At 38.6% G+C, this 23972-nt stretch carries 28 protein-coding genes and 1 tRNA gene; 9 read left to right on the top strand and 20 right to left on the bottom strand.

Annotated features, from left to right (window positions below):
- Positions 1-79: 79 nt before the first annotated feature.
- The 4 genes from MKY17_RS06730 to MKY17_RS06715 all read right to left on the bottom strand — a co-directional run bounded on the left by MKY17_RS06730 (position 80) and on the right by MKY17_RS06715 (position 5019).
- Positions 80-1096 (bottom strand): aliphatic sulfonate ABC transporter substrate-binding protein, encoded by a 1017-nt coding sequence (locus tag MKY17_RS06730; protein ID WP_098371258.1) that lies wholly within the window; start codon positions 1094-1096, stop codon positions 80-82.
- A 41-nt stretch (positions 1097-1137) separates the two neighbouring features.
- A complete protein-coding gene (locus tag MKY17_RS06725) occupies positions 1138-1890 on the bottom strand; it encodes an ABC transporter permease (protein WP_098371259.1) in 753 nt (250 codons plus the stop codon).
- On the bottom strand, positions 1823-2665 hold the full coding sequence (locus MKY17_RS06720) for an ABC transporter ATP-binding protein (RefSeq protein ID WP_063232114.1): 843 nt from the start codon (positions 2663-2665) through the stop codon (positions 1823-1825). Before MKY17_RS06720 ends, MKY17_RS06725 begins: the two co-directional genes overlap by 68 nt.
- 251 nt (positions 2666-2916) lie before the next feature.
- Positions 2917-5019: a YhgE/Pip domain-containing protein gene (locus MKY17_RS06715; RefSeq protein WP_098371260.1), complete on the bottom strand. Its 2103-nt coding sequence runs from the start codon at positions 5017-5019 to the stop codon at positions 2917-2919.
- Positions 5020-5317: 298 nt separating this feature from the next.
- Here MKY17_RS06715 and MKY17_RS06710 point away from each other — a divergent pair, with 298 nt between their 5' ends.
- Positions 5318-6010, top strand: a complete 693-nt coding sequence (locus MKY17_RS06710; RefSeq protein WP_098371261.1) for a DUF421 domain-containing protein — start codon at positions 5318-5320, stop codon at positions 6008-6010.
- 150 nt (positions 6011-6160) lie between these two features.
- Here MKY17_RS06710 and MKY17_RS06705 read toward each other — a convergent pair whose 3' ends face one another.
- The gene (locus tag MKY17_RS06705) at positions 6161-6685 is read right to left on the bottom strand and encodes a type 1 glutamine amidotransferase domain-containing protein (protein WP_098371262.1); all 525 of its coding nucleotides are present in this window, start codon (positions 6683-6685) and stop codon (positions 6161-6163) included.
- A 108-nt stretch (positions 6686-6793) separates the two neighbouring features.
- Positions 6794-7531 (bottom strand): tRNA pseudouridine(38-40) synthase TruA, encoded by a 738-nt coding sequence (truA, locus tag MKY17_RS06700; RefSeq protein WP_098371263.1) that lies wholly within the window; start codon positions 7529-7531, stop codon positions 6794-6796.
- A 1528-nt stretch (positions 7532-9059) separates the two neighbouring features.
- Here truA and MKY17_RS06695 point away from each other — a divergent pair.
- Positions 9060-10196: a site-2 protease family protein gene (locus MKY17_RS06695; RefSeq protein ID WP_098371264.1), complete on the top strand. Its 1137-nt coding sequence runs from the start codon at positions 9060-9062 to the stop codon at positions 10194-10196.
- A 633-nt stretch (positions 10197-10829) separates the two neighbouring features.
- Here MKY17_RS06695 and MKY17_RS06690 read toward each other — a convergent pair.
- The 3 genes from MKY17_RS06690 to MKY17_RS06680 all read right to left on the bottom strand — a co-directional run bounded on the left by MKY17_RS06690 (position 10830) and on the right by MKY17_RS06680 (position 12029).
- A complete protein-coding gene (locus MKY17_RS06690) occupies positions 10830-11246 on the bottom strand; it encodes a hypothetical protein (protein ID WP_054397148.1) in 417 nt (138 codons plus the stop codon).
- Between the two features lie 239 nt (positions 11247-11485).
- Positions 11486-11647: a hypothetical protein gene (locus MKY17_RS06685; protein ID WP_179891049.1), complete on the bottom strand. Its 162-nt coding sequence runs from the start codon at positions 11645-11647 to the stop codon at positions 11486-11488.
- Positions 11648-11957: 310 nt separating this feature from the next.
- Positions 11958-12029: transfer RNA gene (locus MKY17_RS06680), tRNA-Val, on the bottom strand.
- Positions 12030-12240: 211 nt separating this feature from the next.
- Here MKY17_RS06680 and MKY17_RS06675 point away from each other — a divergent pair.
- Positions 12241-12462 carry a hypothetical protein gene (locus MKY17_RS06675; RefSeq protein WP_076367067.1) on the top strand — a complete coding sequence of 74 codons (222 nt, stop codon included), beginning with the start codon at positions 12241-12243 and terminating at the stop codon, positions 12460-12462.
- A gap of 17 nt (positions 12463-12479) precedes the next feature.
- On the opposite strand, the gene MKY17_RS06670 is transcribed toward MKY17_RS06675, so the two are convergent.
- On the bottom strand, positions 12480-13037 hold the full coding sequence (locus MKY17_RS06670; protein WP_339201543.1) for a phosphatidylglycerophosphatase A: 558 nt from the start codon (positions 13035-13037) through the stop codon (positions 12480-12482).
- A gap of 189 nt (positions 13038-13226) precedes the next feature.
- Between MKY17_RS06670 and MKY17_RS06665 the strand changes: the two genes are divergently transcribed.
- The 5 genes from MKY17_RS06665 (at position 13227) to MKY17_RS06645 (ending at position 16126) form a co-directional block, all read left to right on the top strand.
- The gene (locus MKY17_RS06665) at positions 13227-13949 is read left to right on the top strand and encodes an alpha/beta hydrolase-fold protein (protein WP_141993165.1); all 723 of its coding nucleotides are present in this window, start codon (positions 13227-13229) and stop codon (positions 13947-13949) included.
- Between the two features lie 88 nt (positions 13950-14037).
- On the top strand, positions 14038-14553 hold the full coding sequence (locus MKY17_RS06660; RefSeq protein WP_076367073.1) for a YjcG family protein: 516 nt from the start codon (positions 14038-14040) through the stop codon (positions 14551-14553).
- A gap of 4 nt (positions 14554-14557) precedes the next feature.
- Entirely contained in the window at positions 14558-14986 is a 429-nt protein-coding gene (locus MKY17_RS06655; RefSeq protein ID WP_339201541.1) for a GNAT family N-acetyltransferase, read from the top strand.
- A gap of 157 nt (positions 14987-15143) precedes the next feature.
- Positions 15144-15407, top strand: coding sequence for a hypothetical protein (locus MKY17_RS06650; protein ID WP_141993163.1), 264 nt, complete (start codon positions 15144-15146; stop codon positions 15405-15407).
- A 233-nt stretch (positions 15408-15640) separates the two neighbouring features.
- On the top strand, positions 15641-16126 hold the full coding sequence (locus tag MKY17_RS06645) for a spore coat protein (protein WP_098371269.1): 486 nt from the start codon (positions 15641-15643) through the stop codon (positions 16124-16126).
- A 56-nt stretch (positions 16127-16182) separates the two neighbouring features.
- Here the strand turns inward: MKY17_RS06645 and MKY17_RS06640 are convergent, their stop codons facing one another.
- The gene (locus MKY17_RS06640; protein WP_098371270.1) at positions 16183-16473 is read right to left on the bottom strand and encodes a hypothetical protein; all 291 of its coding nucleotides are present in this window, start codon (positions 16471-16473) and stop codon (positions 16183-16185) included.
- A gap of 152 nt (positions 16474-16625) precedes the next feature.
- Here MKY17_RS06640 and MKY17_RS06635 point away from each other — a divergent pair, with 152 nt between their 5' ends.
- Positions 16626-18899: an ATP-dependent helicase gene (locus MKY17_RS06635; protein ID WP_098371271.1), complete on the top strand. Its 2274-nt coding sequence runs from the start codon at positions 16626-16628 to the stop codon at positions 18897-18899.
- Positions 18900-19232: 333 nt separating this feature from the next.
- Here MKY17_RS06635 and MKY17_RS06630 read toward each other — a convergent pair whose 3' ends face one another.
- From MKY17_RS06630 to MKY17_RS06590, 9 genes are all read right to left on the bottom strand, one after another.
- Positions 19233-19487 (bottom strand): stage VI sporulation protein F, encoded by a 255-nt coding sequence (locus MKY17_RS06630; RefSeq protein WP_034314458.1) that lies wholly within the window; start codon positions 19485-19487, stop codon positions 19233-19235.
- A gap of 109 nt (positions 19488-19596) precedes the next feature.
- Positions 19597-19764, bottom strand: coding sequence for a YjcZ family sporulation protein (locus MKY17_RS06625; RefSeq protein ID WP_339202324.1), 168 nt, complete (start codon positions 19762-19764; stop codon positions 19597-19599).
- A gap of 96 nt (positions 19765-19860) precedes the next feature.
- Positions 19861-20217: a stage V sporulation protein AE gene (spoVAE, locus tag MKY17_RS06620; RefSeq protein ID WP_098371273.1), complete on the bottom strand. Its 357-nt coding sequence runs from the start codon at positions 20215-20217 to the stop codon at positions 19861-19863.
- A 16-nt stretch (positions 20218-20233) separates the two neighbouring features.
- The gene (gene spoVAD, locus MKY17_RS06615; protein WP_098371274.1) at positions 20234-21259 is read right to left on the bottom strand and encodes a stage V sporulation protein AD; all 1026 of its coding nucleotides are present in this window, start codon (positions 21257-21259) and stop codon (positions 20234-20236) included.
- A gap of 2 nt (positions 21260-21261) precedes the next feature.
- Complete coding sequence (gene spoVAC, locus MKY17_RS06610) at positions 21262-21732, bottom strand: stage V sporulation protein AC (protein WP_098371275.1); 471 nt, start codon at positions 21730-21732, stop codon at positions 21262-21264.
- 15 nt (positions 21733-21747) lie between these two features.
- Entirely contained in the window at positions 21748-22245 is a 498-nt protein-coding gene (locus MKY17_RS06605) for a YhcN/YlaJ family sporulation lipoprotein (protein WP_098371276.1), read from the bottom strand.
- Positions 22246-22533: 288 nt separating this feature from the next.
- The gene (locus MKY17_RS06600; RefSeq protein ID WP_098371277.1) at positions 22534-22899 is read right to left on the bottom strand and encodes a DUF1360 domain-containing protein; all 366 of its coding nucleotides are present in this window, start codon (positions 22897-22899) and stop codon (positions 22534-22536) included.
- A 14-nt stretch (positions 22900-22913) separates the two neighbouring features.
- Complete coding sequence (locus MKY17_RS06595) at positions 22914-23489, bottom strand: hypothetical protein (protein WP_098371278.1); 576 nt, start codon at positions 23487-23489, stop codon at positions 22914-22916.
- A gap of 11 nt (positions 23490-23500) precedes the next feature.
- The gene (locus tag MKY17_RS06590) at positions 23501-23815 is read right to left on the bottom strand and encodes a hypothetical protein (protein WP_098371279.1); all 315 of its coding nucleotides are present in this window, start codon (positions 23813-23815) and stop codon (positions 23501-23503) included.
- Positions 23816-23972 lie beyond the last annotated feature (157 nt).

Raw genomic sequence — 23972 nt, 5'->3', positions numbered from 1 at the left:
CGATGAAATAATTCTGCCTTGACCTGATTACAAAAAAAGCGCCAAAGCCAGGGTGGCTGAGGCGCTTGCTTGTTTCAATTTATTTGGACACTTCTTCAAGAATTGATAAATCGATCATGCCTTTTATATCATTGCTAGGAATATAACCAGCTTCTTTGCTTATGTCTGCCATTTCCTGAATGACTTGCTCATTAACTTCAGTTGTCACTTCAAGGCGTGAAAATGCTGAAGCCACTTCTTCTTTACTTAATTCTTTTCCAGTCAGTTCCTTCAAATGCTTAATAACCAATTCTTGGCTTTCTTCAGGGTTGTCTTGTATAAACTTCACCGCTTTTTCATGCGCTTTCAAATAGGAAGCAGCGAGCCCCTTTTTATCCAAGAACTTCTGGCTTGCAGCCACTACCGTGTTAGGTGAGTCTTTCCCCCATGCAAATTGATCCCAGTCAAGCAATAACTTTCCTTTTGCCTGGTTTTCCAATACATAACCCCATGGTTCCTGAGTTGCTGCTGCATCGACAGATTTTTGGACAAAAAGGGCGGTTGTGTCAGCAGGTGCCGCCGCATACAGCTCAACTGTCCCCCCATTCGTAGTCGGTTTTAAGTCAACATCTTGAAGGGCCTTCCTAAGCATGACATCCTGTGTGCTTCCAATGACGGGAATCGCTACCTTTTTACCGCCCAAATCTTTTAAATCCTTAACTTTGCTGCCCTCGCTAGCCACAAGTACGGCACCTCCATTAACAGCCCCGGAGATCAAGTGGTATTCAGGGTTTTTTACGTAAAAGTTAAGCAATGGACCAGGCCCGACCGTTCCGACATCAATGGCGTTTGTAGCCATTGCTTCCATGAATAATCCGCCATTGGCCACTGTTTTGGTTTCAATCTTAACATCTTTACCGAACTCTTCTTCGAAAAAGCCTTTTTCGAGGGCAATGATCGTTGCACTGTGGGTTAAGTTAGGAAAATATCCAATTTTCACGGTTTTCCCCCCTGAACCTTCTCCTTCTTCATCATTGCTGCTGGATTGAGTGCATCCGCTTACTATTCCGATTAACAACACAGACAGAATAAGGGCAAAAAATGATTTTTTCAGCATATTTTTCTCTCCTTTTGAACTATTATTTTATTAAACTACCGTTACTTCACTCCCCATTTCAGTTGAACATTACGTTCAAGGCGGGAAAAGACAACATTATCCACGATTGTTCCGATGATTGCGATGATGATCATCACGGAGATGACCAAATCCATTTGTCCCAGTGATCTGCCCATTTCCAGCAATTGTCCAAGACCGCCTCCCCCGCCAAGTAATTCACCTGCCATCAGTGCACGCCAGGAAAAGGCCCATGCAATTCGGAGACCGGATATTATTTGCGGGACGGATGCTGGTAAAATCACGGTGCGAAGAAAATGAAACCCGGTCGATCCATATGTTTTGGCAACCCGCTGATACAACTGGGGTACATTCCGAAAACCACTTGTTGCATTAACCGTCATCGTCCAAGTTGCGCCGATGGTGACAATAAAGAGAATCGAAAAATCATTCAATCCAAACCAAATGATCGCTAAAGGGAACCACACGATACTCGGGATGGACTGTAATGCCGTCACGACGAATCCTAAAGTGTCTTCAACCAATTTAAAGCGCCAAATGAAATATCCTAATATTAGACCTACTATAATGGCAATCGTAAAGCCGATCAGGATACGGCCAAGGCTTTTTGCGATGGCTTCAGTTATTTGTCCGCTCATCAGTCCATTAAACAGAGTTTCCAAAACCTGGGTCAAGCTTGGGAACATGAATTCCGGAAGACTGGAAAGTCTAGATGTGACTTCCCATATCCCCGCTATCATCGCGATGAATATGATTCGTCTTAAAGCTGTAATCATTCCCCATTTCCTCCTTCAGCACTTTTTCAATTTCCTCCTGTAAAATCGATAGAACCCTTTGTTCTGTATGCAAAGTTACACTATCCGGCATAACTCCATCTTTCATGGAAGGGACGGAAATCGTCTCTTTAATTTTCCCGGGACGGGTTGCAAAGACGATAATTTTTTCGGAAAGCTGAACAGCCTCACGAATATTATGGGTAACGAAAAAGATTGTCACTTTAGTTTTTCTCCAGATTTCGAGCAGTTCTTTATGCAAGACCATCCTCGTTTGCTCATCCAGCGCAGAGAATGGCTCATCCATCAACAGGATATCCGGTTCCATCACCAACGCTCTTGCGATGGCCACCCTCTGTTTCATGCCCCCTGATAGTTGATGTGGATAGGAGTCAACATATCGGCTGAGGTGAACCATTTTTAAAATGTCCAATGCCTTGGCTTTAGCCTCTTCATTGGGAATTTTCTTTAACTTCAATCCGTATGTAACATTTTCAAGTACCGTCAACCAAGGAAATAACCCCGCCTCTTGAAATACTACGACCCGTTCCGGACCTGGCTTCATCACTTTTTTTCCAGCTACACGTATTTCACCTACATCTGCCTTATCAAGTCCGGCAATCAGATAAAGGAGTGTGGATTTACCGCATCCTGAAGGGCCGACGATCGAAACGAAGCTTCCTTTCTCGACCTCTATGTTTATCTTATCAAGCACCTTTATGCTTTCTTTCTTTTCATTCTTAAAACTTTTTTCAATGCCATCTATAGTTAAATACATTAAGTCACCCCACTTTTATATCGCATCGATTTACTAAACATTATTTCTTAATAATGATTAATCCAATGGTTTTTGTCAACTATAAAAATGCAAAAATTCTAATTTATCGGTATCTTTCTATTCAACTGTCAATGTATTGATAAATATTCCAAACTTACACAAAAATACATACGGGCAAATTCCATTCAGCAAATAAAAAACCTGAGCCCTTTTAAGGGTTCAGGCTAATTTAAATATCCATTTTTATAACATTAAAAAATCCTGCTTCCATACAATTTATCCTTCATTTTTTGTGTCCTTGCATGCAGAGGCTTTTTCAAAATGATACCTAATATGAGCGTGATTACTAAAAAGAGAATCAAGATAAAAATGTCCTTGCCAGCTACGCTCCATGTTATTCCCCCTACAGATTCACGAAGTAAACCCACAGCATAAGTGAATGGCAAGAAAGGGTTAATATGTTGAAAAAAGGGCGGTGTGACTTGAATGGGGAAAGTGCCGCCGGAACTTGATATTTGAAGGACCATCAAGACGACGCTTATCCCTTTTCCAACATTTCCAAGAACGGAAACGAAGGTGTAGACAATGAGTGTAAATACTGTACTTATCAGAACAGAAAACAGGATGTACTCAAATTTATCCGCTACATAAACACCGATAAGGATGATATTCCCAATGGAAACACTAAGAGCCTGCATTACCCCAATGATGAAAAATATAAGATACCTCCCGATATAAATTTGATACGGGCTGTAGACTTTTTGAGAAACACCCACGCTAAGCATGGAAATCAATATTGTACCGCCCACCCAAAGGGAAAGTGCCGTAAAGAAAGGGGACATGGCAGATCCATAGTTCGGAATCGGAAAGAGACTGTGCTTATTGAGCAGCACTGGTTCTGAAAAAAATTCACTTTCTTGTTCAATATCATTCCTTAGGAAATCGATCACTTCTTCCATATCATAAGACTTATCGATTTCCCTCATTTTAGAAGCTAGAGCCTTTATTTTCGTTTCGATTTCCGGAAACTTATTCATTAACTTATCGATATCCCCTGTACGTGTTTCCAATGTTCGATTGGTCTCATTCAACAGCGTCCTCACCTCAGGAAGAACCTTGGTTCCCTCCGCCATCGTGACCTGGACATTATTCAATATTGATTCCGTTTCGTTCCAGATTTCATTGAATTTTGGCCCTGTTTCCTTTGAATAACTTTCCTGGAAGCTTGCCAAAACTTGATCATTTTTCCCGCCAAGTTCGATAAGATTACCGTAAGCTCGGTCATTTAGCGCTTGAAGTTGGTTCGAAGTATTATCCCTTAATTCATCAACTAGCTGTATTTCTGGCTGAAGCAAGTTTTTCCCATTAAATTGATTGACTCTCACCAATAAATTATACATACTGTCCAAAAGGTACAACTCTTTATTTATCCTCGTTACCCCTTGTTCCACTAGCAGATTCGACTCATTGTCAGGCAAATCCTGACCCGTTAACCGGTTCGCCAGTACTAAAACGGATTCATTATCGCTCCTGATATTCACAATATCATTTTTCAAAAGGGGATTGATTTCTTCGAATGCCTGCCTTGTTGAATCTACATAACTAGAAACGTCCGACACCAATTTGTCCTTCTGCGACGTTATTCCTTCTATTGAATCCAATCCATCATTGACCTTCTTAATGATATCTTCAGCCTTTTTAACATGTGTTTGAACGGTTTTAATATTTTGTTCAAGCTCAGGCAGTTGACCCTCTAATAAATACACCATATTCTTCATTTTTTGAATTGTCGGCAACTCGTTTTGAAGGGTGATTCCCAGTTCATTAAATATTGCAAGGATACTCCCACTGGCCGATTTGATAAAGGTTTTGCTCACATTGTCCACAATGCTGTTTGCACCCGCTGCCGTAATTTTAGGAGCAATGGAATTGATTTTTTCATTAACATAGTAATCAATCTCCGCCTTTTTAGGGTCATCGGTCATGATTGTCGCAATATGTTCGGAAAAGTTCTCGGGAATGATGATGGATGCATAATAATCCCCCTTTTCCACCTTAGCTTTCGCCTCTCTTTCCGAAGTGAATCTCCAGCCTAAATCCTTATTCTCCTTTAACCCCTCTATGACTTCCTTGCCTATGTTCACGGCTTCGCCATTTAACTCCGCACCTTTATCATTATTGGCAACACCGACAAGAATTCCTTCCGTATTTGCATACGGGTCCCAAGATGCGACAATATTAAACCATGCATAAATGGAAGGGATGAACATGAGAAAAACTACTACGATACAAACAAAGAAATTTTTATAAATGCTTTTTAAATCGTCAATGAAAATTTCCCGAATATTTCTCAAAACATACCCCCGTGCAAATGTATTTTGATACTATTATTCGAAGAAATTTCTTAATCGATACTAAGTAAACATATCCATGGATTTATTGAACCAAATAAAAAGAAGCAAGTAACGAACTACTTGCTTCTTTTTGTTTGATTAATTGTTCATGATCTATCGCACCCATTGAATCATCTATCAATTTATTCTAGATGGATCCAAATTCAAAGACGGTTTTTTAGTTACAGAATAAACGGCAGGGTGCAAGAACATACTATCACAAACTAACTGCACGGAGTCTTGTAAGGGAGAAATAGTCATGTCAGACGCTGTTGAAATCATCTTTCGAACATTTACCTCTTTTATTTTGTTATGGGTATTTGTCCAGCTCCTCGGTAAACAGACAATTGCCCAGAGGACCTATCACCTTTATATCGCTTCAATTACGATGGGGACAATTGCAGGAAATCTGGCATTCAATATTAAAATTAAATTCCTGTATTTTATCATAGCAATTATTATTATGGGTACCGTCGTTTTTATGCTGAATCTTCTAGCGGTTAGAAATCCGCGCTTCGGGAAATGGATCGCTGGAGAACCTGCTACCTTAATTCAAAAAGGGAAGATTCTCGAAGAGTCAATGGAACGAATGGGGTATTCACTGGATTCTCTTAAACAGGCTTTGCGTGGAAAAGATGTCTTCAACATAGAAGAAGTCGAATATGCCATTTTAGAGATTAATGGCTCCCTCTCTGTATTAAAAAAAGAACAATACCAAAATGCCACCAAGCAGGATTTACCTTTACTGCCCTCTGCAGGAACTGTACCGATTGAACTGGTCTATGACGGGAAGATCTTATATGAAAACTTATCCAAACACACCTACGATGACGAATGGTTAATGGCTGAACTCAAAAAAAGAAACCTTGCTGTTTTTGACATCTCGTATGCTGTCGTAGGGTCAAAAGGAAATTTGTATATTGATTTGTTTAAGGATCAATCAAGGGAATAATCCATTGCATTTCAGCGAGAATCATAACTAAGATTAAAAAATATCATATCAATTTTTGTTAAATATATCGCATTCTGGGGTAATTGGATAGCAGAAATAATAAAAGTGGTTTTTCCAGAAGAAAAAACCACTTTTTCAGCCTATTATGAATTAACTCTTTTCAATCACGTTTATCAATTCCCTCAAATAATCCGGTAGATCAGGCGGACGCCTGCTTGATACAAGGTTACCATCTACGACGACGGGCTTATCTATCCAAGTCGCCCCGGCATTTTCCATATCATCTTTAATGCCCGGTGTACTCGTTACATTCTTCCCTTGTAAAATTTTAGCGGAGATCAACACCCAACCAGCATGACAAATTTGCCCGATGGGTTTTTTATTTTCTTCCATGCTTTGGATAAGTGATATCACTTCAGGAAACCGGCGAATTTTGTCAGGTGCCCATCCCCCCGGTACAAGAATGGCATCATATTCTTCAGCTTTAATACTGCCATACTCATAATCAGATATAGCTGGCACACCATATTTTCCAATATATGTTTCATTTGCCTTTTCTCCAGCAAGGTGAACAATCGCTCCTTCTTCTTTTAAACGTAAAATGGGATACCAGAGCTCTAAATCTTCAAATTCATGGTGCACAAGACTGATTATTTTCTTTCCTGCTAATCTCATGAAAATCTCTCCTTTTTCGTTCTATTCCCCTTTACCATTCTTCCCTATTACTTCCCTTTATCTACTGCCTATACACTTTACTCGTTAACCGATGCATCAATATTTGGTCTAAAAATCAACCTTTACCAAGTACAACCCAGCTGCCTCCGCCATACGGCCCGTTTGGATTCTCTCTTTTGACTCTAAAATGCTTGGTATATTTTCAGCATCTATTTCACCCAACCCAACTTCTATCAACGTCCCGACAATCTTTCTAACCATATTATAAAGAAATCCATCGCCTCGCACTGTAATTTGGATGAATCCGGCATTTTCTTCTATATCAATGGAATATATTTCACGCACCATGGATTTTTTCTTAGACTTTGCATTTGAAAAAGCCGTGAAATCATGTTCACCTATAAAATGTTGACATGCTTTTTTCATTCTTGTGATATCCAGCTTTTTCTCTACATGCATACTGTATTTTCGCATGAAAGGATTTGTATATTGCTCGTTCCAGATCTTATACAAATAGGTTTTATCCTTAGCATTATAACGGGCATGAAAACGATCAGGAACTAGCCTAACCTCGACAATGCTGATATCTCTTGGTAAATACCTATTCAAATAATTCATGATTTCAGCTTCAGTCAGATTTTCACCAATCTTAAAATTGGCGATTTGAGCAAGGGCATGTACACCGGCATCCGTTCTGCTGCATCCGATGATCTCGATTTTTTCCCCCACCATTTCCGTTAAGACATTTTCTATTTTTCCTTGAATCGTATCATCACTATTACCGAGTCGTTGCCAGCCTTTATATCGCCCGCCATCATATTGAATGGTCAATTTATAATTGTTCATTGCTTCCTCCTTATTTTATTACTGTATAGTCATCTAAACAGAAAATTCTTGATAAAATACAAGCCCCCATACAACTCCTGCTGTATGAGGGAACAGATGGTCTTTTCTTAGAAACACATTTAAATTGTTAAGTTATTAATGGGTTTTGTAACTGCTCCACAAGTCTACAGTAAAAGGAGTTCCATTTTAAGGGTTCGTTCAGGATACACCCCACAGCCTCATGGACCATGATTTATGTAAAGATCCTGCAGCTCATCCATGCGATTCGATAGTAAATCCTAGCAATCAAACTAAAAAAGCACTTCTGCATAGTGTACCAAAGTGGCTAACGTCATGCAACGAACGATTCACCGTCACGCTCAGTTTCTGTACAACTTTGTGCAATGCATAAACACACTGGAGTAATAAATGGAAATGAAAAATAAAAAAGACCCAAACCCTTGTTATATCAAGGATTTAAGCCTTTGATAGTTGATGACCTGTGAAGGATTCGAACCTACGACCCTTCCCTGTCAAAATATGATAGGTTTTACCTGATATATAAAAAGTAGTGATCACTATTCCATTCTTGTCCAAAAAAGAAAAATATATGGAAACTATCAATGATATTTTTCTACGTTTACTTACATTAAAACAACTTTCAAAGCTTGACTATGAAGGAGACTCCTTCATAGTCAAAAAGCTCCAAATAGATATTATGAACGATCACTTTCTAATCGGTTTAGTAAATTCCATATATTCACATCAATTGGTTATTAAAAATATATAACATAATTAATTGAGCATTAGCTTATGCATAAATATGGAGCTTCTAACTTCAAATTCTGTTAAAAAGGTACAACTACTAAAAGATAGAAGAATGAGATGAGTGTTTTGGAAGTATCTGATTTAAAAGCCTGTATACAAGTTGCTAAGAACAAAAACTGAGGAGCGCTTCGCCACACCTATAATTGGGATTAAAATAGTTAAGATGGATTGTTTTATCCATGTTTATCATTTTAAAGTATTTTCATTAAATCCTTTTTTATAGAAGTATCTTATATAACTACCGAAAGAGAATATAATCGTTTTGGCGGTTCGTACTTAGTCCAATTAAATTTATAAATAAGTTCAATATCTTTTCCGATCTTGGTATATGCTGTCTTATGCATTCTAGCAGGTTCCACAGCATAGCCTTTGTATATTGGAAATTCTTCTCCAGCAGTAGATTCTATAACTCCATAAACAATACCAGGACTGTATTACTTTTCTCACCATTTTTCACATCGCTAACCTCATTTTTTTTAGCTTTTTTTACTCCATGTTCATTACCTCCATCCATCTAGTATTTCTGTGATAGGTACACTCTATCTTAATTATAAAAAAATGTAATACTTGAAAGTTAATACTCTAGAAAAATATTCCTAAAAGGAAAAGAAAAAATACGATATAATAAGGATATTAGCAAGATGATAAATCAAGAAGAAGCTCACATAGGCATAGTGTCACTGGGGTCATCTGTTTTCCCATTTACTCTAGGAGGTACATTTTGAAAGAATCTAAATTGAATAAAGGATGGTTAAGTTTGGGGGCAATCGGGTTATTTTTCCTAGGAAAAATGAAATGGTTGTTTGCGCTATTGAAAATAGCAAAAGTAGGTTCCCTGATTTCTATTTTCGTTTCATTAGGAGCGTATGCCTTGGTTTACGGTTGGAAATTTGCCGTAGCCCTAGTCTATCTAATTTACATCCATGAAATGGGGCATTTACTTGCTGCTAAGAGAAAAGGCATCAAAACATCCAATGCCATTTTCATCCCTTTTGTCGGAGCGTTAATTGCCCTGAAAGAAGAACCCAAGAATGCTAACCAGGAAGCTTATCTTGCCTTCGGAGGTCCTTTATTAGGTACATTAGCATTTCTACCAGCCATCCCCCTATTTATGATGACGGAAAATCCATTTTGGCTTTTAGTTATTACACTTGGAGCCATGATTAACCTATTTAATCTAATGCCTGTGCATCCTCTTGATGGAGGACGTATAGTAGGAGTCATCTCCACAAAGCTTTGGGTATTAGGGATTATCGGAATGGTTGTATATTTGTTTCTCCATCCAAATCCATTTTTAATTCTTTTCTTATTATTGGGTATTTCTAAGTGGTGGAAAGAATTCCGTAGCGAGACAACCAGAAATCAAAGAGACATCATTATTGAATTGAATCAATTTGGATTAAGGCAACTTGAACAATATGCAGGTGCAACAGATGAAGAAAAAATTCGCGTGGTTAATATTTGGAATATGGAATTAAGCCAACTACATGAAAAGTTTAACAACATGAAGAGTTGGCATATCCCGCTATTTGATGATAATAAGTTAAAAGAAAAACAGCTGACCGAGGTAAAATTAAATATTTATAGATCCTTAATGGATGCTGCTAATTCGAATGAATACCAGTACGGACCAACCGATTTTGAAAATATAGGCACGTATGAACGAATAGTAGCAACGTTCTTTAAAGAAGTGCAAGAACAAACTGAAATTAGGGATAAAGAGAAATCCTATTACTCATCGAGTCTCAAAACAAAAGTCATCTGGTTCTCATTATACATTGGGCTTGCCATTTTCTTAATGATTACAAGCTTATATGCAGGTGATTTAATGGAACAATATAAAACTTTATTACCGTAATACATTATGAAAGGGGACCTCATTTATGAGTGTCCCCTTTGACTGTCCATTTATTTAAGCTTGTGAAACATTAATGTTGATTATGTATAAAAGATAGCACTAAGCGTCCCATTCTATGCGCATAACATTGAAGGTTTCTGTTAATACCATCATATATAGCAAGAAATTGTTCTCGATTAAATTGCTTCAAGTTTGGTTGGATAAAAACATCTTAATTATGGTCTGCTGTATCGGAATTACTGCTATGAACAAATTGTTGGATGAGCAGGTCTTAATACTTATCTACGTAATCGTTCTCTGTAGCCCACTTCAACTATAATACTTCCTCTTTATCTAGTATATGTTGTTCATTAAAACCTTTCTTCAGAAGTATGTTCAGTCCAGTGTATTTCTTTAGTCAAGTAATCGATATGCTTTTCCATGTTTTCTCTTAAAAATTGAGCACGAACTTTGAACTTCATTTTCTATTTGTTTATTTATCAAGCTTTCTAAGACAACTCCTCTTTCTCTGGGTCTTGTCTTATTGGATATCAGTTTAATTTCTCACTCAAAGTCAGCTCCAGAGAGATTCTCCAAGGAGGCTTCTTTTTCTTGTTTTAGTTTAAAGTCGGGTCGCCATTTTCTTAGAGTACATTAATTTATTAGCATTTTATCTAATTCACGAACTTTATCATATGACTCCAATAGTTGTTCAGGTATTAATGTTCTCCCATAATCCCAAGCATTAGTTTCTATTTCAGATTTCAGCTTTTCTTTTTCTTCTTCGTGACCATACATTAAAATCCTTAAATCATGTTTGTTTTTCTTAAAATCTAAATAATAACCAATCATACGATAAAGAATAATTTTAACAAAGTCTTCCTCTGTCTCTTTAATTCTAATTTTCCCTTTATAACCGTTAACTTGAAGGTAATTGAATTTTATAGTATTGGTCGATACGTTATAACTCATAGGTGCACTTAGATTATTGTCAAATTCATAAATAATATCCAAATTGTGCTCATTTAATGTGTTATTAATTATCTTTTCGATATCGCTTATATAAAGCATTTAACTATCACTTCCCTTTTAAAGACTTACTTCATTATAGTAGTAGATTAAGTTATTCTTCCTTTATCAATATAATATACTGTTGATATATTAAAATCACACAGTTGAAAATAAAGGAAATATTTACTATATAATACTGAAGTGGAGGGTAAGTCCTACGAGAAGTGTGATTAATCCCCTAATAGACCCCCTAAAAGGAATTTGCTTTTAATTACTCTTCCATACATTCCTCCTTCTATTTATTTCACTTTAAAACTTTCTATCATTGGTTGTAGTTCTTCTTGATATTGTTCTACCATCATTTCTAGTGAAGGCATTGTATTATACTTTTCAAGCCAAGAAACGTAATCTCTGAAGTCTTTCATCGTTTGCCAATATTTTGCATAGTCTTCATGCGTCATGTTCAGAGCTTCCAAAAATTATTCCCGTGCATGGTATTTGGTAGTAAAGGTAATCCAACACATTATAGTAAAGTGGATTTTACCGAAGAATATGATTATGTACCTTTTAAAGAAAAGCCAAAAAGATGGTCTTCTTTTAACCTCCATCGTTAGCTGAATAAGCGATAGGCTTTGCCTTGTCCTGTAATAAGTTTAAATGCTGCTCTATCCGCCACCAATTGAGTAAATAATATATTATGAACTATACCTTTGAAAACAAAAAAAGGCCCAAACCCTTGTGATATCAAGAATTTGAGCCTTTGGTAGTTGATGACCTGTGAGGGATTCGAACCCACGACCCCTTCCCTGTCAAGGAAGTGCTCTCCCACTGAGCTAACAAGTCGTATGTAATGACTGACTGGTTACTTAAGTACATAATTTATTATAAGTTTTTTTGTTAAAAAGTCAACGCATTATATTAAAAAAGTTTTAATTTTTTCTTATTTTATTTCCCCGCTCCGCAAAACACGAACGAACATTCCCTTTCCACTTGCATATAAAACATTTGTTCGCATATAATGATAGCAAGCAAGTCAGCAAAGGAGTGACAGGGAATGAAATATATACTTCGTAAACATATGGAAGAAAATGCTCCATTGGAGATAATTTATCTCTCCGAACAAGGTAAGATTACGCAGCGGAAAATTCAGGTGCTTGAGATTTATCCAGGCCATATTCACGCATTCTGTTTTCTAAGGCAGACAAAACGGACATTTAAAGTGGCCAATATCCTTTCTGCCCGCCTCATTAAGGCCAGGTTTGACAGGTCTGGATGAAGATTGTTAATCAAGGTTCAACCTATTAACTCTTCTTCTTCCTGGATATACTTTTCCTGTTCAGTTAACGATTCTTCTTCATCCCTCAGACGATGAGCTAACCTTGAGGCGGCACTCGCGGCAATGCTTGCAACGATATCATCCAGGAAGGTATGAACGATTCCTTCTTGCTTCTTATCAAGTTCGTGTATGACGCCTATTTTATTTTTATCTAAATGGCCAAAGGTCGTTACAGCAATGCTTCCGTAACCGAGTACTGCACCAAAGGCAATCGTTTCATCCACTCCGAATAGCCCTTCATCAGACTCAACAATCGATTGCAGGGGTTCTGATAGCTTTTTTTGCTCTGCCAGTTTATCCAGCTCCACACCGACTAAAATGGCATGTTGAATTTCCCTTTTCAACAGGACACGCTCAACGCTGTGGATGCATTCCTCCAGCTTAAGATCAGCTTTGTACGGGAACTGCAATTCATAAACGATTTTTGCAATTGCCTCCACACTGACACCACGCTCTAATAATGTTCGTTTAGCCGCCTTTGTTACTTCCCTGCTGTGTACGTGTACATCTGCCATTTTATTCGCCACCTTTTTTGTATTATTTTTCTATATCCTTGTATTATAACACCTTATAATTTAAATTTTTAGAAAATATAACGAAAATTTTATATTCTAAATTCTTGTCACGGGAAAAAGTCGCAAGGCTATGCTAAAATAATCAAGTAAGTTGTTTTTCATTATTATTTATCATTGAGGTGCGGGAAAATGAGTTTACGCAAAGGCACAATTAAAGAGTACATGTTTAAAAGCGAAGCTTTAGCAGAAGAATTGGAACTGCTTGTTTACTTGCCTGCTAATTTTTCGCCATTGTATAAATATTCGCTTGTGATTGCTCAGGATGGCCGTGATTATTTTCAAATGGGCCGAATTGGTAGGGTAGCAGATGAACTGTTAGGGAACGATGAGATCGAGAATATCATCATTGTCGGCATTCCTTATAAAGACCGCTTTGACCGCAGGCGCAAATATCATCCGGACGGGGAACAGCACATTTCATACATACGTTTTCTTGCACATGAACTTGTCCCGTTTTTAGATGATGAATTCCCAACCTATCAAATGGGACATGGTCGAACTTTGATCGGTGACTCTCTTGGGGGTACAGTTTCTTTATTGGCCGCTTTGCAGTACCCGCATACATTCGGGAAATGCATCATGCAGTCGCCACTTGCCAATGAAGCAGTAATGGACGCTGTACGTAATTTTGAGGATCCGCATCTCCTCGAACTTTATCATGTGATCGGGACTGGTGAAACAGATGTTCCGACGACGGATGGCAACAAGGCAAACTTCATAGAACCAAATAGGGAATTGCATAAATTAATAAATCAAAAAGGATTTCCTTGCTTCTATGAAGAATTTGAAGGTAATCATACCTGGAAATATTGGCAGGCAGATTTAAAACGAGCACTATTGGAAATGTTCTAATTTACTCGAAATCATCTCTTTGAGATGGTTTCAAGTAAAAACATGTCCAACTATAATACAACAAAAAAAATATCAGGAGGTTTTATTTATGAAATATGGTGTTGCAATTTTCCCTTCAAAAAAACTTCAAGATTTAGCTAACTCCTATCGCAAACGGTATGATACGAAATACGCTTTCATACCACCGCATCTGACGCTTAAACCAACGTTCGAAGCGACGGATATGGAAATTTCAACAATCGCGGAACAATTAAAAGGCATTGCTCAAAAGTGCAGGCCTTTTACGATGAGCGTAACGAAAACGAAGTCTTTCCAACCCGTAAGCAATACTATTTATTTCAAAGTGGAATTATCCGAAGGGCTTCAAGAGCTTCATGATGCACTTAACAATGAGGACTTCATGAAAAGTGAAAGTGAACATGCATTTGTCCCGCATATTACCATCGCTCAAGATTTATCCGATAATGAGCATTCTGATGTTTTAGGCCAATTAAGCATGCTTGACATCAGCCATGAAGAAGAAGTTAAACGAGTTCACTTGCTGTATCAACTTGAAGATGGGGCATGGACCGTTTATGAAACATTTAGATTAGGAGCTGAATGATTTCGTGTTTGTAAAAATCGCAGAGAACAGCCAAGAGCTTGAAAATGCATATATGATTCGAAAAAAAGTGTTCGTCCAAGAACAAAACGTCCCTCTTGAAGAAGAGATCGATGAATTTGAAAAAGAGTCCACACATTTCGTTTTATATGATGAGCAGCATCAGCCAATCGGTGCCGGCCGCTTCAGGGTCATTGACAACATTGGTAAAGTCCAGCGCATTTGTGTAATATCATCGGGCCGTAAGAATGGTGCCGGCGCCATGATCATGAATGCCATTGAGGAATACGCAATCCAGCAGGAAGTGCCTCAATTGAAGCTTGATTCCCAGGTGCATGCTATCCCTTTTTATTCAAAATTAGGGTATGAGATCGTTTCCGACGAATTCATGGATGCTGGCATTCCTCATAAAACGATGAAGAAAACCATTTTATGATATAAAAAAGCTGTCCTTTCAGTCTTCTGATTGGACAGCTTTTTTGTTCGTTCATGGACTTAAATATCGTTTTATAAAAAAAAACATTTGCGTTCAATGGCAATCTCCTCAAAAATACATAGTCTATATATAGAAAGCAAGAAGGAGGGAAAATTTTATGGGTAACAATGAATTTAACCTGGAGGAGTCTCAAAAAAGACTGATGGAACTGCTGGTTTCGAGGACTATGAGAAAACATGGTTTCAAAAAGGATAAAGTCGATCTAACTGAAAGAGAGAGAAACAACCTTAAAGAAACCATTCGTTATTTACAAGAGCAATCACAAAAAATCATAAACCAAGAAAAGAACATCACGGAACATGATGTTAATCCAGTTACAAATTCCATTCACAATAAATTCACGGATTCCAAAGATAAATGACGCACCATATCACCTAATCACCCTACTTGCTGGCGAGAAATAAGTAAAACGAGACATAGCAGCACTTACATTTCATTCCTAAAGCTCCAGCTTCTTTATTATTCATCCCCCACACACTAATACTTTCTCTAAGTATTAAAAAAATAGACGAATTAACTGATTTATTCGTCCAACCAGATTAATCATCAAAGCATATTTTAATAGGGAATAAAACCTAAGGAGGAAAAAACAACATGAACCAAAATGTATATCGTAGCAATTGTAACACACATGATGATTCTGAAAGATCATGGTCGGCTCTAGATTCCGCTTCCAGACATCCCCTGTCAGGATTCTGTGACGATGACACAAAGATTGAACAAGAGGCAAGACAGGATAATAATCAAGTACAGCTTTCTGAAGAACTTATTTACATTAAAGACTCTTGTAATGTAAATGTCACTTCAACGGATGTTAAAGCGGCCCTTTCTCTACAAGCTGCACTACAAGCTGCTATTGCGGTCATCGTAAGCATTTCCATTGCAGATGCTGATAATGCTGAAAAGATCACTCAAGAATTAATCCAATCTTCTAATGTTAAACAAATCACGCGCCAAAAAACAATTGTTGAAAACAGCCGTGATATCGACATTACAACAACTGATGCACAAATCGCTCTAAACATCCAACTATTACTGCAACTATTGTTAGCTCTAATCGTGGAAATTGACATTCTTTAAAAGAATCAACACAAAAAGGACACTTCACGTGTCCTCTTTTGTCTTTCATGGAGAAACTAGACAATTTTATTGATAACCCTTCCTTTTCCTGTCATTCCAGCCGTTAAATCTTCACTGACCCTCATGCCCATTTGATATTTATATATGCCTGCTCCATATGTACTTACCCGATCATTATCTTGTATTTGAAGTAATCCTCCAATGCTTTCCCTTTCCAACACCTGATCAAAACGGATAGGTTGAATGAGTGTCGTTCCTTTAACAATTCTTACTTTCTCTGCAGCTTCGACCTTCCTGTTGGCATATTGAATATAATCAAATTGTGTGACAGGTGCTATGTATCCCATAGTAACCCCTCCTTATATTTAAATAGTTATGTTGTCATTTAATTACCTATCCGGAACCATAATTTAAACATGATTTCCGCATTCTTTTTTCCTAATCTTCTGGTATGATGAGTATTGCCGATATTTTTAATAGATTAGAGGTATCCATTTATATGAATCAAGCAAAATCTGGCAATGAAATCGTACATTTACATACCGTTTCAGCTGGTGAGCTGCAGACACTTTTTGAAAAAGGAAAACGTGATCAGCTTTCTTGTATCATTTGTCATAAACCAGTGAAATTATTTATTGGAATCCATGAGACACCTTATTTTTATCATAGTGACCCGTCGCAGGGCCCCTGTGAAATGCCCATTTCAGAACCGATGAACGAGGACAGGCCATTAGAATATATGGAACAGAATGGATTTAGGATTCCAACATCACGAACCATTACGGAAACAAAAACCATTACAGAACCTTTCCTTAAAAGCCGGCCCATAACCGGCAATCCGAAATATTCAGATAAACCATATGGTCTGGCACAATCAGAGGAACCATACTTTCAAGAATTATCCTCATCAGGGGTTGTACTCGATGCAGAGCAACTCAAGGCCGTAATGACGATCGATGGTCCAATTCTCGTCCTTTCAGGAGCAGGCAGCGGGAAAACCCGCGTATTGACGGTACGCACTGCCTATATGCTTACAGTGAAAAAAATTGATCCAAAAAGTATCATGCTTGTAACATTTACGGCAAAATCCGCAAAGGAAATGCAGCATCGTCTGCTCGGCTATCCCTCTATGACGCCTTCCCTTGTTTCTCAAATCGTTAGCGGGACCTTTCATAGCATCTTTTATAAAATCCTGATTTTCCATGAACCAGCCAAATGGCAGCGCGATTTCCTATTGAAGTGGGAGTGGGAAAAAGAAAAGGTATTGAAACAGGCTGGCAGGGAATTGGAACTTGATGATAAGGAATTTGCATATGATCAAGCCCTTCAACAAATCGGGCTTTGGAAAAACTCTTTGGCCTTTCCAGAAGATATTCACCCTAAGGACGATTGGGAGAAATCGTGTTTATTTTTATATAAGAAATATGAAGAATATAAACAGCAAACAGGGAAGTATGATTTTGATGATATGCTTGTAGGCTGTTATGTATTTTTAAAAAATCACCCGGATTTTTTAAAGAAATATCAGCAAAGGTTTAACTACTTTTTGGTAGATGAATTTCAGGATATCAATAAAGTTCAATATGAATTGATAAAACTCCTCTCTGCTGAATCAAAAAATGTATGTGCAGTTGGAGATGATGATCAATCCATCTATTCATTCCGGGGAAGCGATCCGAAGTATATTTTGAATTTCAATCATGATTTCCCTCAATCCCAAGTAGTGAAGCTGACGGAGAATTACCGCTCTTCTCATGAAATTGTCGCTACAGCGAACCGATTGATTAAGCGCAACCAGAACCGGATGGAGAAAAAGATGAGGGCACAGCATGATTCAGGAAATCCCCCTATTTTATTTTATCCTTATGATGAGGAATTGGAAGCAACGATGATCGTATCCGATATCCAAGAGAAAATATCCAAGGGAGCAAATCCTGGGGACTTTGCAGTATTGTACAGGACACATACGATGTCCAGGGCCATTTTTGAACGGCTAGCCGCTTCCAACCTGCCATTCGTCATTGAAAAGGATGCGGATTCGTTTTATCAGCGCAGGGTCATCCGCGGCATGCTTGCCTTTATGCGCTTGAGTTTGTTTCCTCATGACAGCAAGGCAGCATCTGATGTCCTTTCCTCCTTATTCTTAAAGCAAAGTATATTACAGGAGTTAAAAGCAATGACAATATTGCAGGATTGTGATTTTATCGATGCATTTGCTTTTGTTAAGACAGGACATGCTTTTCAAGAACGAAAATTAAAAACGATTCCAGGACAGATCCGCTCTTTAAAAATTATGTCGCCACTCGTAGCTTTAGAAATCATCGAGAAAGATTTAGGATACCAGGAATATGTAAAAAAACGCGGAAATGATGCGAACCTGGAAAAAGGGTCCGATGACATTCGTGACTTAAAGGTGGCAGCAAATCGTTTTCCCACCGTCGCCGCTTTCCTTGAACATGTCGATCATATGACTGCGATGGTCCAAGAGATTAAACAGCTATCGAAACATTTTAAGGATGCCATACAGCTTACCACCATACACCGTTCCAAAGGGCTTGAATATAACACAGTATATGTTCTTGCTGCTGTCGATGGCAGCATTCCTCATGATTTCGCACTTGAATCTTACCGGAAAGGGGAACTATCCCCTCTTGAAGAGGAAAGACGATTGCTCTATGTAGCGGCAACCAGGGCTAAAAAGGACCTTTACCTTTCCATCCTGCAAACTAGACGCGGACGGACCGCCCATCCATCACGTTTTCTGAAGCTTTGACCAAAGCTGATGCTATCCCATCTTAGGAAATGGAAGGATAAAACAAGATGAGGTTAGGAGTGGTCTCATCCCGAACCATGTTTAAGACTAGTTTATACTTTATGGATTTTTACTGTTTTATGAAACCCTTACTAAAATGAAGAAATTTACGACACTCCTGCCGGAAAACTGACTTGCCAGGAAACCGCTAGATGCTTATGGCGAGGAGGCTTGGCAGGCAGTCGGCAAATTTCTGGAATCAACTACAACTTTTTTTAAAAAAAACTGCAGACAAACTCGCTTTTCTTCGAGTTTGTCTGCAGTCTGAAGGCCTGCATGATAGCAGGCCTTTTTTCACTTTTTATTTATCATATTCGAAATAGTACCGAAATCCAGCTTATTCCCTTCAGCTACGATGGAATGGACGATTTTATCTTCCGTTTCTTTATTGACCGGTTTGTTCGCTATTTTTGAAACACGCTTAATGACATTTCTAACAGTTGTTTCATCTTTGAAATTGGCTCCTTGCAGCGAGTTTGCCAATTCTAATACATCTTTCATATTTACGCCGGTTTTACCTTCTATGTTTTTAAAAAAGTTATTATCCATACCTAAGCCCCTCCCTTTTCTGTACCTATCCTATGGCATTATCAGAAAAATGGTGCTTGGCCCAAACAAAAAAAAAAGGAATAGGCTTCTTCTGCCTATTCCTTTTTCCTTAGCAGAAAGAAGCCCCTACAATGATCAATAGGATAAACAATACAACGATTATCGCAAAAGTGGAACCGCCGCCGTATCCATAACCACCGCCGTATCCATAACCGCCGCCGTATCCATAACCGCTGCCGTCACAACAACCGTAGCCACCAAAACCAAACATATATATCACCTCGCTCTCGCTAAAGCTTACTGATAACATATGTAGGTCTGGACAAATATGTATAGGCCATGTCCTAGTCCAGGCTGCCTATTTCCGCTTATTTCATCCTTTTGGTCTGAAAACCAAAGCTCCGATGAATCCAAAGACGATTGCTGCAGAGATACCGGAACTCGTAATTTCAAACATACCAGTCAGTACGCCAACGAGCCCATGTTTTTCCGATTCCATCATCGCCCCGTTCACCAGCGAGTTCCCAAACGAAATGATCGGTACGGTTGCTCCAGCACCGGCAAAGTCAATAAGCGGCTCATATAAATCAAATCCGCCAAGAACAGCTCCTATTACAACGAACAAGCTTAACGTATGTGCTGGTGTGAGCTTAGCAACATCGAAAAGAAGCTGGCCGACGACACAGATCAAGCCACCGATGACAAAGGCCCAAAAAAACATTGCTAACATCGAAATCTCTCCTTTTTCATGAATTCATTCCATATTCAATGGCCACCGCATGGGCAATGCACGGAATCGTATCTTTTTGCTGGACGGAAAGTGGTGACAATAATGCTCCTGTTGCGACAAGCAGAATTTTTTTATATTTACCAGAAATCATCTCATTTAATATATGACCGTATAAAACCACTGCCGAACATCCTGCACCGCTCCCGCCAGCCAAAACAGGCTGATCCTTTTTAAAAATCATCAATCCGCAATCTTTGAATTTTTCCTGATTGATGTCACAGCCCTTTTGCTTTAATAAGTCAATGGCTGACTCCCTCCCTATCTGACCTAAATCACCAGTAATGATGAAATCATAATCATCCGGGGTCAAACCAGTATCTTTGAAATGGGCAAGTATCGTATCGACTGCCGCTGGGGCCATCGCTCCCCCCATATTGAAAGGATCTTTCAATCCCATGTCAATGACCTTTCCGATAGTGGCCGAGACAATATGGGGAAATTCCCCTTGCTTGCTTCCACCAGGAGCAACCAGCGCCACCCCCGCTCCTGTTATCGTCCATTGGGCTGTAGGTGGTTTTTGCCCTCCATATTCAGTTGGATAGCGAAATTGTTTTTCAACAGCTGCATTGTGGCTCGAGGCGCCTGTCAACACATAGTTAGCCCCGCCATAATTAGTGATGAAAGCAGCTAGAGCAAGCCCTTCCATTGAAGTGGAACAGGCTCCAAACAATCCGAAATATGGAATTCCATTAGTTCTGGCTGCAAAGCTTGTAGGTGTAACCTGATTGATTAAATCACCAGCCAAAAAAAATTGTACCTGTTCCTTGTTGATCTTACCTTTTTCCAATGCAAGCTCAACCGCTTTTTCCATCAAATGTCGATGTGCCTTCTCATATGATTCCTGCTCCATCCACAAATCGTCGTATAGGATATCGAAATCACCCGCGATTTCTCCATTTGCTTCAAATGGACCGCCTGTTACCCCTGTTTCCAAGATGACCGGTTTATTGGTAAACATCCATGTTTGTTCTCCCTTTAACACGCTTAGCCCCCACTCATTTGATAAATTGTTTTTATCAACGCCACGACAAAGGCTGAAAATACTCCAAATAAAATGACAGATCCGGCCAATTTAAACATATTGGATCCAACACCAAGTACAAAACCTTCCGTCCGATGTTCGATTGCTGCCGAAATGACTGCGTTACCGAATCCTGTAACAGGGACGGCACTTCCTGCCCCAGCAAACTGGCCAATGCGGTCGTAAAATCCGAAACCGGTCATCAAAAGGGCCAGGAACACCATGGTGGCAGTTGTAGGACCTCCGGCTGTCTGTTCCGTAAAGTTGAAAAAGTAAATATAGAAGTAGGAAATGGCTTGTCCCACTATGCAGAAAATGCCACCTACTAAAAAGGCTTTCAAACAATTCTTCACTATTGGTCTTTTAATTTCATGCTTCCCTTGGAGCTCTTGATACGCACTCTGCTGTGGGGTAGTTTTCTCCTTGCCACTCATAGCTGAACCTCTCTTCTAAATTAATTCTTTTTGAAGTTCTTCAATTTCCTTGAACTTCTTCCTTGCCTTTTTTTCGGGTACATCTTTTTCTTTGAGTAATTCGTTCAATCTTACAGATTCCAAAAATATTTTATAATCGCTTGATACGATAAAATCATTTTTAGGAAACTTCTCTTCCAGATTTTCAGTCACAGTCTTTTCAATTTTCTTCATATGAAAACGTTGCAGGTGCTTAACTTTATAAGCGACGATAATCTTTTTTTCGTTTTTCACGACGATCACGTCATAGATGGTGTCTTCATTAGCAACTGTTTCCTTGACCTTTGAGATCAGTCCCTTTTCATCCTTCTCATCCATTCCATTAATGATATCCATCGGTTCAGGATTCGTACGTTTAATCATTGCTAAATTCTCCGTTTTTCCATCATTCTGATTGCTGCAAGCAGTAAGCACACACAAAAAAACTATAAAAACCAGCAAGCTGCCCTTAAAATATCTTCCTTGTCTGAGCATAGAATCACATCCTAATTTATCGTTCTATTGTTATTTTCTTGTATAACTGTTTTTTTATGAATGGTAGGATTAGGAAATAAAAAACCTTTCCAAAATGGAAAGGTTTTTTCACTCAATAGCCTTTATTTTTATTGTTATTATTACAGCCGCAGTCTTTCTTGATTTTGACCGGCTGATCTTTTTTAATCGGTTTTGCATAAGCCCATGGATTCTGTTTCTGATTCAATTTATACTCCTCCTTCAAGATCTATACCATACTATATGAACGAAGAGACAAGTTGTTTCCAATCAAATGTCCATAATTTTGCTGATTATGACCTCAATGATTGCGCCTACTGCTGCTACGGCAAGGATTAATATCAATACGTCGCCAATAAACCAATGTTGGATATAAAGAAAAACCAGAAAAAGGCTTACCCAGACACCAACGCACCAAAAACAGCTCAGCAATTGACCAATCCAGCCAAGCAGGCCCTTCTCTTTGGGCATTAAAAATATTTCCACATCCCCTTTTTCATTTTTTTCCTCTATTTCTGTAAAAAAGGGGCGGCGCAGCGGCTCCAGGATCTTATCGAAAACGATCAAGCGTGTCAGCCTGAAGGAAGCCAAGCCTAATATTATAAATAAGGTAAATTCATTTTGTGGGGGAAACATTTAATATTGCTCCTTCACTTAGGTTCTTCAATTATTTTGGCATCGATGATATCCGGCAGGCCCACGAAACGAATATGGTTCCCTCTTTTAATCTTCACTGATTCCCCCTTCATTCCCAATACATGAAACTGAATTGTTTTTCCGTTAACAATAGCCTCACATAATGGCTTTGGAAAACCTTGATGATTGGATAGGCGGGAAATGATGTCGCGGGAAGATTCTTTCTTCTCCACCTTTTTCCTTTTTCTCTTAACTGGTTTTTCGTTTTCTTGTTCTATTTGTTCAGGATGTTCCATTTGTTCAACCGGAGTTTGCTCAGGGACATATTGTCCGGTGATTTTCCTTAATCCCGTAATCTCTTTTTCAATTTCCTTCATGGCATCATAAACACCGAATTCTCGTTTGACTTTTTCGATTTTTTCTTCTTTTTGCTCGGCTTCCTGTAGTTCGGGTTCAGGCTCAACGCTGTCTTTAGGTGTAGCTTTTTTCGTTCGAAAATCACTTTGCATATTCCCACGCTGATCTGATATTTTTACTTGATCGACATATAAAAGTGGTTTGGATTCCTTATCGCCATTTTTCTCTGACATGAAAACCCTCCTTAATATTTCAGGATATCCACAGACTGCAGCTGCTCCATATGGTATTGGACAACTTTTTTCCCAAATTTATGCCTTATGAATAAACTGGATTCTTTTTTTTGTTCCAATTTCCCAAACAGTGTACGGTCATTGATGATGAACTTACAAACAGGTTTAGGTGCAAAGGCTGGAAGCCGGGACAATAACTCCACCAATTCCTCGGCAGTATATGGAGTGCTGATATTTTTTTCATTCAAATTAATATGTCTCTTCAGCGGATTGTATATGGTTTGTTTTCCAACAGCACAAGGCAGACCAACTTTCTTCACGTCCATGATTCCCCTCCTTCTTTTTCACGAATAGGGTTGAAAGCAGGTTTTTGCCGATTCTCGCAAATAATGTATATCAGCTCTATGTATCATTTATATGAGATTCACCCTTCTTTATGCTGGAGATGTGCCGCTCCTCAAAAAAGGACACTAACCAAACTTA

The sequence above is a fragment of the Peribacillus sp. FSL P2-0133 genome (assembly GCF_037975445.1).
Lineage (GTDB): Bacteria > Bacillota > Bacilli > Bacillales > DSM-1321 > Peribacillus > Peribacillus simplex_E.
This window is presented reverse-complemented; position numbering and strand designations above follow the sequence as displayed.

Coding starts and splice junctions, on each gene's coding strand:
- MKY17_RS06590 (WP_098371279.1), bottom strand. CDS start 23,815: ATGGACGTGAAGAAAGTTGGTCTGCCTTGTGCTGTTGGAAAACAAACC.
- MKY17_RS06675 (WP_076367067.1), top strand. CDS start 12,241: ATGAAATATATACTTCGTAAACATATGGAAGAAAATGCTCCATTGGAG.
- MKY17_RS06665 (WP_141993165.1), top strand. CDS start 13,227: ATGAGTTTACGCAAAGGCACAATTAAAGAGTACATGTTTAAAAGCGAA.
- MKY17_RS06635 (WP_098371271.1), top strand. CDS start 16,626: ATGAATCAAGCAAAATCTGGCAATGAAATCGTACATTTACATACCGTT.
- MKY17_RS06640 (WP_098371270.1), bottom strand. CDS start 16,473: ATGGGATACATAGCACCTGTCACACAATTTGATTATATTCAATATGCC.
- MKY17_RS06725 (WP_098371259.1), bottom strand. CDS start 1,890: ATGATTACAGCTTTAAGACGAATCATATTCATCGCGATGATAGCGGGG.
- MKY17_RS06710 (WP_098371261.1), top strand. CDS start 5,318: ATGTCAGACGCTGTTGAAATCATCTTTCGAACATTTACCTCTTTTATT.
- spoVAE (WP_098371273.1), bottom strand. CDS start 20,217: ATGTTAGCAATGTTTTTTTGGGCCTTTGTCATCGGTGGCTTGATCTGT.
- MKY17_RS06645 (WP_098371269.1), top strand. CDS start 15,641: ATGAACCAAAATGTATATCGTAGCAATTGTAACACACATGATGATTCT.
- MKY17_RS06660 (WP_076367073.1), top strand. CDS start 14,038: ATGAAATATGGTGTTGCAATTTTCCCTTCAAAAAAACTTCAAGATTTA.
- MKY17_RS06705 (WP_098371262.1), bottom strand. CDS start 6,685: ATGAGATTAGCAGGAAAGAAAATAATCAGTCTTGTGCACCATGAATTT.
- MKY17_RS06690 (WP_054397148.1), bottom strand. CDS start 11,246: ATGCTTTATATAAGCGATATCGAAAAGATAATTAATAACACATTAAAT.
- MKY17_RS06630 (WP_034314458.1), bottom strand. CDS start 19,487: ATGGATAATAACTTTTTTAAAAACATAGAAGGTAAAACCGGCGTAAAT.
- MKY17_RS06730 (WP_098371258.1), bottom strand. CDS start 1,096: ATGCTGAAAAAATCATTTTTTGCCCTTATTCTGTCTGTGTTGTTAATC.
- spoVAC (WP_098371275.1), bottom strand. CDS start 21,732: ATGAGTGGCAAGGAGAAAACTACCCCACAGCAGAGTGCGTATCAAGAG.
- MKY17_RS06650 (WP_141993163.1), top strand. CDS start 15,144: ATGGGTAACAATGAATTTAACCTGGAGGAGTCTCAAAAAAGACTGATG.
- MKY17_RS06595 (WP_098371278.1), bottom strand. CDS start 23,489: ATGTCAGAGAAAAATGGCGATAAGGAATCCAAACCACTTTTATATGTC.
- MKY17_RS06720 (WP_063232114.1), bottom strand. CDS start 2,665: ATGTATTTAACTATAGATGGCATTGAAAAAAGTTTTAAGAATGAAAAG.
- truA (WP_098371263.1), bottom strand. CDS start 7,531: ATGAACAATTATAAATTGACCATTCAATATGATGGCGGGCGATATAAA.
- MKY17_RS06685 (WP_179891049.1), bottom strand. CDS start 11,647: ATGACGCATGAAGACTATGCAAAATATTGGCAAACGATGAAAGACTTC.
- MKY17_RS06600 (WP_098371277.1), bottom strand. CDS start 22,899: ATGTTTCCCCCACAAAATGAATTTACCTTATTTATAATATTAGGCTTG.
- MKY17_RS06605 (WP_098371276.1), bottom strand. CDS start 22,245: ATGCTCAGACAAGGAAGATATTTTAAGGGCAGCTTGCTGGTTTTTATA.
- MKY17_RS06670 (WP_339201543.1), bottom strand. CDS start 13,037: ATGGCAGATGTACACGTACACAGCAGGGAAGTAACAAAGGCGGCTAAA.